The organism is Nocardia sp. NPDC046763, from assembly GCF_040645495.1.
Lineage (GTDB): Bacteria > Actinomycetota > Actinomycetes > Mycobacteriales > Mycobacteriaceae > Nocardia.
The window spans coordinates 1-6,695 of the sequence record NZ_JBEYYI010000070.1 but is presented as its reverse complement, the minus strand read 5'-3'; the positions used below and the strand labels follow the sequence as shown (position 1 = coordinate 6,695).

Genomic DNA, 6,695 nt, shown 5'->3' with positions numbered 1-6,695 from the left:
GGTGATCGGGAGACCGAAGGCGTGCGTGCCGAACATGGCGTAGGCGCGCTCCGGATCCTGCGAGGCGTGCACGCGTCCGGCGTGCGCGTCACGCCAGAACCGCTGCAGCGGAGTGCCTTCCACGAGCGCGGTGGCGCCGGAGGCCTCGAACAGCCGGTCGATGGAGGCGATCACGCGGCCGGTGGCGCGCACCTGGTCGCGGCGAGCGGCCACCCGCAGGTCGAACGGAACTTCCTTGTCCGCCAGGATGTACGCGTATTCCTCGGCGATATTGCCGGACAGCTGACGCCAGGCGGCGTCGATGTCACTGGCGGCCTCGGCGATGCGCACCTTGCCGAACGGGTCGTCCTTGGCCTTCTCGCCCGCGAAGGCGGCCCGGACACGCTTGCCCTGGTGCTCGACGTGGGCCTCGTAGGCGCCGTAGCCCATGCCGATGATCGGCGTGGTGATGGTCGCGGGGTGGATGCTGCCCCACGGCATCTTGTACAGCGGGTCGGTATTCTGCTCCAGGCCAGGCGATTTCAGGTCGCCCATGGTCTTCATGCTGAGGAAACGGTGCCGGGGCACGTACACATTCTCGACCACGACGGTGTTGGAGCCGGTGCCGCGCAGGCCGACCACGTGCCACACGTCGTTGATCTTGTACTCGCTCCGCGGGATCAGGAACGAGCCGAAGTCGACCGGCTTGCCGTTCTTGATGACCGGGCCGCCGACGAACACCCAGTCGGCGTGGTCGGAGCCGGAGGACCAGGCCCACGAACCGTTGACGATGTAGCCCTCGCCGTCCTCGGTCACCACGCCCGCACCCATCGGGGCGTAGGAGGAGGAGATCCGGACCTCGGTGTCGTTGCCCCACACCTCTTCCTGCGCGCGCTGGTCGAACAGCGCCAGGTGCCAGTTGTGGATGCCGAGGATGCCGGCGCACCAGCCGGTGGAGCCGCACGCGCTGGCGATCTTGCGGACGGTGTCGTAGAAGATCACCGGGTCGCAGGCGTAGCCGCCCCACTGCTTGGGCTGCACGAGCTTGAAGAAGCCGGTCGCCTGCAGATCCTTGACGGTCTGGTCGGGAAGGCGGCGCAGATCCTCGGTCTCCTGGGCGCGCTCACGCAGGGTCGGCAGCAGCGCCTCGACCCGCTCAACTACTTCTTGCGTCATCTCGCCAGTTGCTCCTGCCTGGTGCTGGTACGGGAAGCGGTCTTCGTTTGCCCCTGAGAGTAGAACACGTTCTTATTCCTGTCGAGAACGCAATACAAGCGCAGCTCAGAGCGCCCCCATCCTGGTAGTTGGATGTATCGCTGGCCAACCGCCAGCCAATTTTGTAACGTGTTCTAGTACATCCATAGGAGGATCAACGATGGCGACAAGCGCCCAAGGGCCCCGCGGGAAGGTCCGCGAGATCGACGTGGGCTCGATGCCCACCCGCTACGCCCGGGGTTGGCACTGCCTCGGCCTTGCCAAGGACTTCCGTGACGGCAAGCCGCATGCGGTCAACGTATTCGGTACCAAGCTGGTCGTTTTCATGAACAGCCAGAACGAACTGAAGGTACTGGACTCCTACTGTCGTCACCTGGGCGGCGACCTCTCCATGGGTGAGGTCAAGGGCGACTCCATCGCGTGCCCGTTCCACGACTGGCGCTGGGGCGGCGACGGCAAGTGCACCGGCATTCCCTACGCACGGCGCGTCCCCCCGCTGGCCCGCACCCGCGCGTGGACCACGCTCGAGCGCAACGGCCAGCTGTTCGTCTGGCACGACCACGAGGGCAACCAGCCGCCGGACGAGGTGACCATCCCGTACATCGAGGGTCCCTACACCAATGCCGACGGCAGCTCGTCGGAGACGCTCACCGAGGGTTGGACCGACTGGACCTGGCACTCGCTGCTGATCGAGGGCTCGAACTGCCGCGAGATCATCGACAACATCGTGGATATGGCGCACTTCTTCTATATCCACTACGCCTTCCCCACGTTCTTCAAGAACGTGCTCGAGGGTCACGTCGCCACCCAGTACCTGGAGACCAAGGCCCGCCCGGACATCGGCAACGCGGCCAAGGCCGGCATCGATGTGCTGCTCAAGTCCGAGGCGTCGTACTTCGGGCCGTCGTACATGATCAACCCGCTGCTCAACATCTACAGCGGCTTCGAGGTCAAGACGGTCCTCATCAACTGCCACTACCCGGTCACGCAGAACTCCTTCATGCTGCAGTGGGGCGTCTCGCTGGAGAAGCCGAAGGGGCTGCCCGAGGAACAGGCGCAGATGTTCGCGGCCAAGATGACCGAGGGCGTCAGCGAGGGCTTCCTGCAGGACGTCGAGATCTGGAAGCACAAGTCCAAGATCGACAACCCGCTGCTGACCGAGGAGGACGGCCCGGTCTACCAGTTGCGCCGCTGGTACGACCAGTTCTACGTCGATGTCGCGGACATCGACCCGAAGTCGGTGCAGCGCTTCGAATTCGAGATCGACACCTCCAAGGCCAACGAGGCCTGGGGTCTCGAGGTCGAGGAGAACCTGCGGAAGAAGCGGGAGGCCGACGAGGCCGCCGTGCAGGAGGCGAACGTCTGATGACCAGCTGGGCGAAGGCACCCGATTTCGCGGACCGTCCGGAACAGCGAGCACAGGTGCGCGCCCAGACGGTCCTCGACAAAGAGCACTACATGGAGTCGGGGCTGACACCGATCGCGTGTCAGACCTGCGGCACCGAGGTGCTCGTGCGCAAGCACAGCCACAATCAGAAGACGGTGCAGTGGACGGTCGATCCGGCCGCGCACTGCCCGGTCTTCCGCAAGCTGGCCGAGTCCGGGCCGACCACCGGTAAACCGGACTCCTGCCCGAACCTCGAGAAGACCATCGACCATGCGGTCGCGGAGGGTCTGCTCGGGATCGACGACTGAAGACTCGGGATCGACGACCCACGGCTCGGCTCCGAAAGTAGCTCAGTCGAGCCGGAAGTCGGCGAAATCGAAACCGGGGGAGACGACACAACTCACCAGCACGTAGTCGTCACCCGCGGGACGGGCGGCCTGGCTGATTCCGCCGGGAACCACCGCCTGGGGGCGTTGCCCCTGCTCGACATCGGGTCCGAGGACGATCTCCTCACCCCCGATGTTCAGCAGCAGGGGACCACCCCGGTGCCAGAACCAGATCTCGTCCGACGTCACGGTGTGTGGCGCGGACTTCTCACCGGGTAGCAGCAGGAAATAGATGGCCGTGCCGGTCGTGCGGGGGCCAGGGTAGCCCTCCGGCTCGAATTTCACTCCGCTGCGCCAGGTTTCCCGATACCAGCCGCCCTCGGGATGCGGCACCATATCCAGTTCAGCGGCCAGCTTCGGACGGTCGTCGCTCATGGTCCTCACTGTATTGCGGGGCTCGACCGAATTCCCCGCACTGCGAGCGCTTTCGGCCAGGCGCGCTCCGTGGCCGTCTCATGCCCCGGTGATCGTCCAGGCGATGCCGTGGGGCGCGAGCGAATCCAGGAAGTCCGCGGCGGCGAAGGCCTCCGCGGGCGCGAGCGCGCCCGCCTTCACAGCGCCGCCGGCGAGCCGCACGGCCGCTTCGACTGCCATCAGGCCCGAATCCCGGTAGGAATCGGCCCCGCTGACCACGCCGCGCCACGTCCGGCCATCCGCGGCGGTGGCGTCCACGATCATGTCGTAGCGCATATCCGAAGCGGCACTCGGCTTTTCCGGCAGGCCGGCGACCAGCTCCGCGGTCAGGCCGGTGATGTTCGCCCGGAACACGCTGTCGACGGCGCCGGTGACGGCGGCGGCATCGGTGTGACGCGGGATGGTGAGCACGGCGGGGAAGGCGAACTTGGCCACCTCGGTCGGCTCGGCGTCGCCGGGGTACAGCATCGGCGCCGGATCCGCCGGGCCGGTGCGGAACTCGCCGTCGGCGTAGTGCCAGCCGCCCGCGCGGAACCAATCCAGGCTGGCCAGTACGGTTTTCGCGCTGCCGCGGGAGCCATCCCCGCCACTGCGGCTGCGGTGGCTGATCACGAAGCCGACCGGTCCGGCGAGACGCGCGCCGAGCAGATCCGCGAGCAGATCGGCGGGGAGATTGCTGTCGGTCACCGAGGAGAGCACCGTCACCCCGGCACGCTCGGCGCGCGGGCCGTACTCGTCGAGGACCCGGCGGAGGAACAGCTGCTCGCCCGAGATGTCGACGTAATGCGTGCCCGCGTCGAGGGCGGCGGCCAGGATGGGCTCGCCGAGGTCCACGTAGCCGGGCAGGCTGCTGATCACCACATCCGCACCGGTGAACGCCCTGACCAGAGTGGCGTGATCGTCCGCCGCCGCGATCCGGATCTCGGCCTGCGGCAGCCGGGCCGCGTCGGCGGCGGTGCGAAGCCGATCGGCATTGCGGCCCACCAGGATCGGGGCCAGGCCGCGGCGATGCAGCTCGGACAGGATGTAGCCGCCGGTGTGGCCGTTCGCGCCGTACACGGCGATGGTAGGGGTCTGCGTGGATTCGTGCGTCGTCATGTGAATGAAGTTATTCGCGTGCGGTGAGCATATGAATGGCTGAATTACTCAGTTCAATGCTCGAAACGCTCATCAGGTGAGCAGTATGGTGTCGATGTGGACATCCTCAGCGAGACCGTCGCGGCCATCCGCACCGGCAACCCGGCCTCGGGGCTCTTCATCCGGCACGCACCGTGGGGGCGTCGCTATCCGAAGGTGCCGGGCGCGGGATTCCATGTGGTTCTTCAGGGTTCGTGCTGGCTGCTGCCGCCCGACGGGGAACCGGTCGCGCTGGGAGCCGGCGATGTGCTGTTCATGCCGCGCGGCGAGAACCATGATCTGGTCGATGCGCTGGGGGCGCCGATCACCGAGGTCGCCCTGCCGGGGGAGCCGCGCGAGATCGCGGGTCCGGGCGCGCGGACCGCGCTGGTGTGCGGCGCGTACGAGCTCGGGCGGCATCGCAGCCACCCGTTGCTCGACGACCTGCCGGAGTTCATCCACCTCCCGGCCCGCCCCGGCCGGCACCCGGCCCTGCGGTCCGCGGTCGATCTGCTCGCCGCCGAGATCGCCGAACCTCGACCGGGTGCCGATGCCGCTATCCCCGCGCTGCTCGACACCCTGCTGCTGTTCATGCTGCGCGCCTGGTTCGACGAACAGTCCACTGCACCGAGCGGATGGGCCGGCGTCTTCGGTGACCCGGCCGTATCCGATGCGCTGCGCGCGATTCACGCTGCGCCGGAACGGGCTTGGACGGTCCCGGAGCTGAGTGCCGTCGCCGGGGTGAGTCGCGCCACCCTCGCTCGCCGCTTCCTCGCCACGGTCGGCGAGCCGCCGCTGTCCTACCTCACCCGCTGGCGCATGCTCACCGCCGCGCGGCTGCTGCGTGAGACCGACACCCCACTGGCCGGCGTGGCGAGGAAAGTCGGCTACCAGAGCGAATTCGCCTTCGCCAAGGCCTTCAAACGCCAGTACGGCTCGGCCCCCGGCCACTACCGCCGCGCCGAGGACGGACCCGCCGTCCTGGCGGTCTGAGCGCGGGCCGCAGGAGCGTGGGTCGGGCCGATTCCACCATGGCGGTGCCTCCGTGGCGGGCAGCGGGCGGGGCGGGGTTCGGCCTAGGCTGAGCTGTGTGACGGACTGGCGCGCACGCAAGGGACCGATCGGCGTCTTGACCGGCGCGGGGATCTCGACGGAATCCGGGATACCGGATTTCCGTGGGCCGCGCGGGGTTTGGACCGAGGACCCCATCGCCGAACTGCTCTCCACCTATCAGAATTACGTGACCGATGCGGAGCTACGCACCCGGGCCTGGCTGGCGCGGCGGGACAATCCGGCCTGGCGGGCGACGCCGAATGCGGCGCATCAGGCCTTGGTGCGGCTGGCGGCGGGCGGGCGGCAGGTCGGGATCATCACCCAGAACATCGATAGGCTGCACCAGCGGGCCGGGTCGGACAGTGTGGTGGAGATCCACGGCAATATGTTCGAAGTCGTCTGCATCGACTGTGATTTCACCGATTCCATGGCCGCTACCCTGGAACGGGTGGCTGCGGGCGAGCCGGATCCGACGTGCCCGGACTGCGGCGGCATCCTGAAGGCGGCCACCATCATGTTCGGCCAGCAGCTCGACACCGCCGCCATTCGCGCGGCGGTGCAGATCGCCGAGAACGCCGAAATCTTTCTGGCCGTGGGCAGTTCACTCCAGGTCGAGCCCGCCGCGTCGATGTGCGCGGTGGCGGTGGACGCGGGGGCCGACCTGGTCATCGTGAACAACGAGCCGACCCCCTACGACGAATACGCCGCCGAGATCGTGCGCGACCCGATCGGGGCGGCGCTGCCCCGGCTGGTGTCGGAGATCCTGGGGGACTGAGGGTTTCAGCTGAACGGCGTCTTGGGGCGCGGCATCATCTCGCCGTCGACCCAGATGTCGACCTTCTCGTTGTAGAACGACGCCAGCCCGGCGATCTTCTGGCTCTCCGGCAGCGGGGTGCGGTAGATCCACACCAGGTCAGGGTGGCTGGTCTCGCCCAGCTGGATGTTCCAGTATTCGGCGTGGCCCTTGTACGGGCACGACGTCCTGGTCGCCGACGGCCGCAGCAGGTCCATGCGGATATCGGTGAGGGGTAGGTAGTAGCGGGCGGGCAGCCCGGTCTCGAACAGGATGCGCGGGGAGTGCGAATCGGCCAGGGTCTCGCCGTCCAGTTCGACCCTGATGTGGCGGGAGCTGGCCAGGATGTCCA

The 6,695-nt window shown here is 67.7% G+C and carries 8 protein-coding genes; 4 read left to right on the top strand and 4 right to left on the bottom strand.

Going from position 1 to position 6,695, the window contains the following annotated elements; genetic code table 11:
- Positions 1–1,155, bottom strand: a 1,155-nt coding sequence (gene hsaA, locus ABZ909_RS43200) for a 3-hydroxy-9,10-secoandrosta-1,3,5(10)-triene-9,17-dione monooxygenase oxygenase subunit (RefSeq protein ID WP_357012226.1), incomplete at its 3' end; no start/stop codon positions are given.
- A gap of 199 nt (positions 1,156–1,354) precedes the next feature.
- Here hsaA and ABZ909_RS43195 point away from each other — a divergent pair.
- Entirely contained in the window at positions 1,355–2,560 is a 1,206-nt protein-coding gene (locus tag ABZ909_RS43195) for a Rieske 2Fe-2S domain-containing protein (protein ID WP_357012223.1), read from the top strand.
- Positions 2,560–2,889: a hypothetical protein gene (locus tag ABZ909_RS43190; RefSeq protein WP_040854414.1), complete on the top strand. Its 330-nt coding sequence runs from the start codon at positions 2,560–2,562 to the stop codon at positions 2,887–2,889. Before ABZ909_RS43195 ends, ABZ909_RS43190 begins: the two co-directional genes overlap by 1 nt.
- Before the next feature lie 42 nt (positions 2,890–2,931).
- Here ABZ909_RS43190 and ABZ909_RS43185 read toward each other — a convergent pair whose 3' ends face one another.
- Both ABZ909_RS43185 and ABZ909_RS43180 read right to left on the bottom strand, forming a co-directional pair.
- Positions 2,932–3,342, bottom strand: a complete 411-nt coding sequence (locus tag ABZ909_RS43185; RefSeq protein WP_357012221.1) for a cupin domain-containing protein — start codon at positions 3,340–3,342, stop codon at positions 2,932–2,934.
- A 78-nt stretch (positions 3,343–3,420) separates the two neighbouring features.
- Positions 3,421–4,479 (bottom strand): saccharopine dehydrogenase NADP-binding domain-containing protein, encoded by a 1,059-nt coding sequence (locus tag ABZ909_RS43180; protein WP_357012218.1) that lies wholly within the window; start codon positions 4,477–4,479, stop codon positions 3,421–3,423.
- Positions 4,480–4,575: 96 nt separating this feature from the next.
- On the opposite strand from ABZ909_RS43180, the gene ABZ909_RS43175 reads away from it, so the two are divergent.
- Positions 4,576–5,490: an AraC family transcriptional regulator gene (locus ABZ909_RS43175; RefSeq protein ID WP_357012215.1), complete on the top strand. Its 915-nt coding sequence runs from the start codon at positions 4,576–4,578 to the stop codon at positions 5,488–5,490.
- 97 nt (positions 5,491–5,587) lie between these two features.
- Complete coding sequence (locus ABZ909_RS43170; protein WP_357012213.1) at positions 5,588–6,325, top strand: Sir2 family NAD-dependent protein deacetylase; 738 nt, start codon at positions 5,588–5,590, stop codon at positions 6,323–6,325.
- 5 nt (positions 6,326–6,330) lie between these two features.
- Here ABZ909_RS43170 and ABZ909_RS43165 read toward each other — a convergent pair.
- A partial coding sequence (locus ABZ909_RS43165; RefSeq protein WP_357012210.1) for a DUF427 domain-containing protein occupies positions 6,331–6,695 on the bottom strand: 365 nt, incomplete at its 5' end.

What these genes read in the sequence shown, in the direction of transcription:
- ABZ909_RS43190 (WP_040854414.1), top strand. Translation starts at nt 2,560, where the DNA reads ATGACCAGCTGGGCGAAGGCACCCGATTTCGCGGACCGTCCGGAACAG.
- ABZ909_RS43185 (WP_357012221.1), bottom strand. Translation starts at nt 3,342, where the DNA reads ATGAGCGACGACCGTCCGAAGCTGGCCGCTGAACTGGATATGGTGCCG.
- ABZ909_RS43180 (WP_357012218.1), bottom strand. Translation starts at nt 4,479, where the DNA reads ATGACGACGCACGAATCCACGCAGACCCCTACCATCGCCGTGTACGGC.
- ABZ909_RS43195 (WP_357012223.1), top strand. Translation starts at nt 1,355, where the DNA reads ATGGCGACAAGCGCCCAAGGGCCCCGCGGGAAGGTCCGCGAGATCGAC.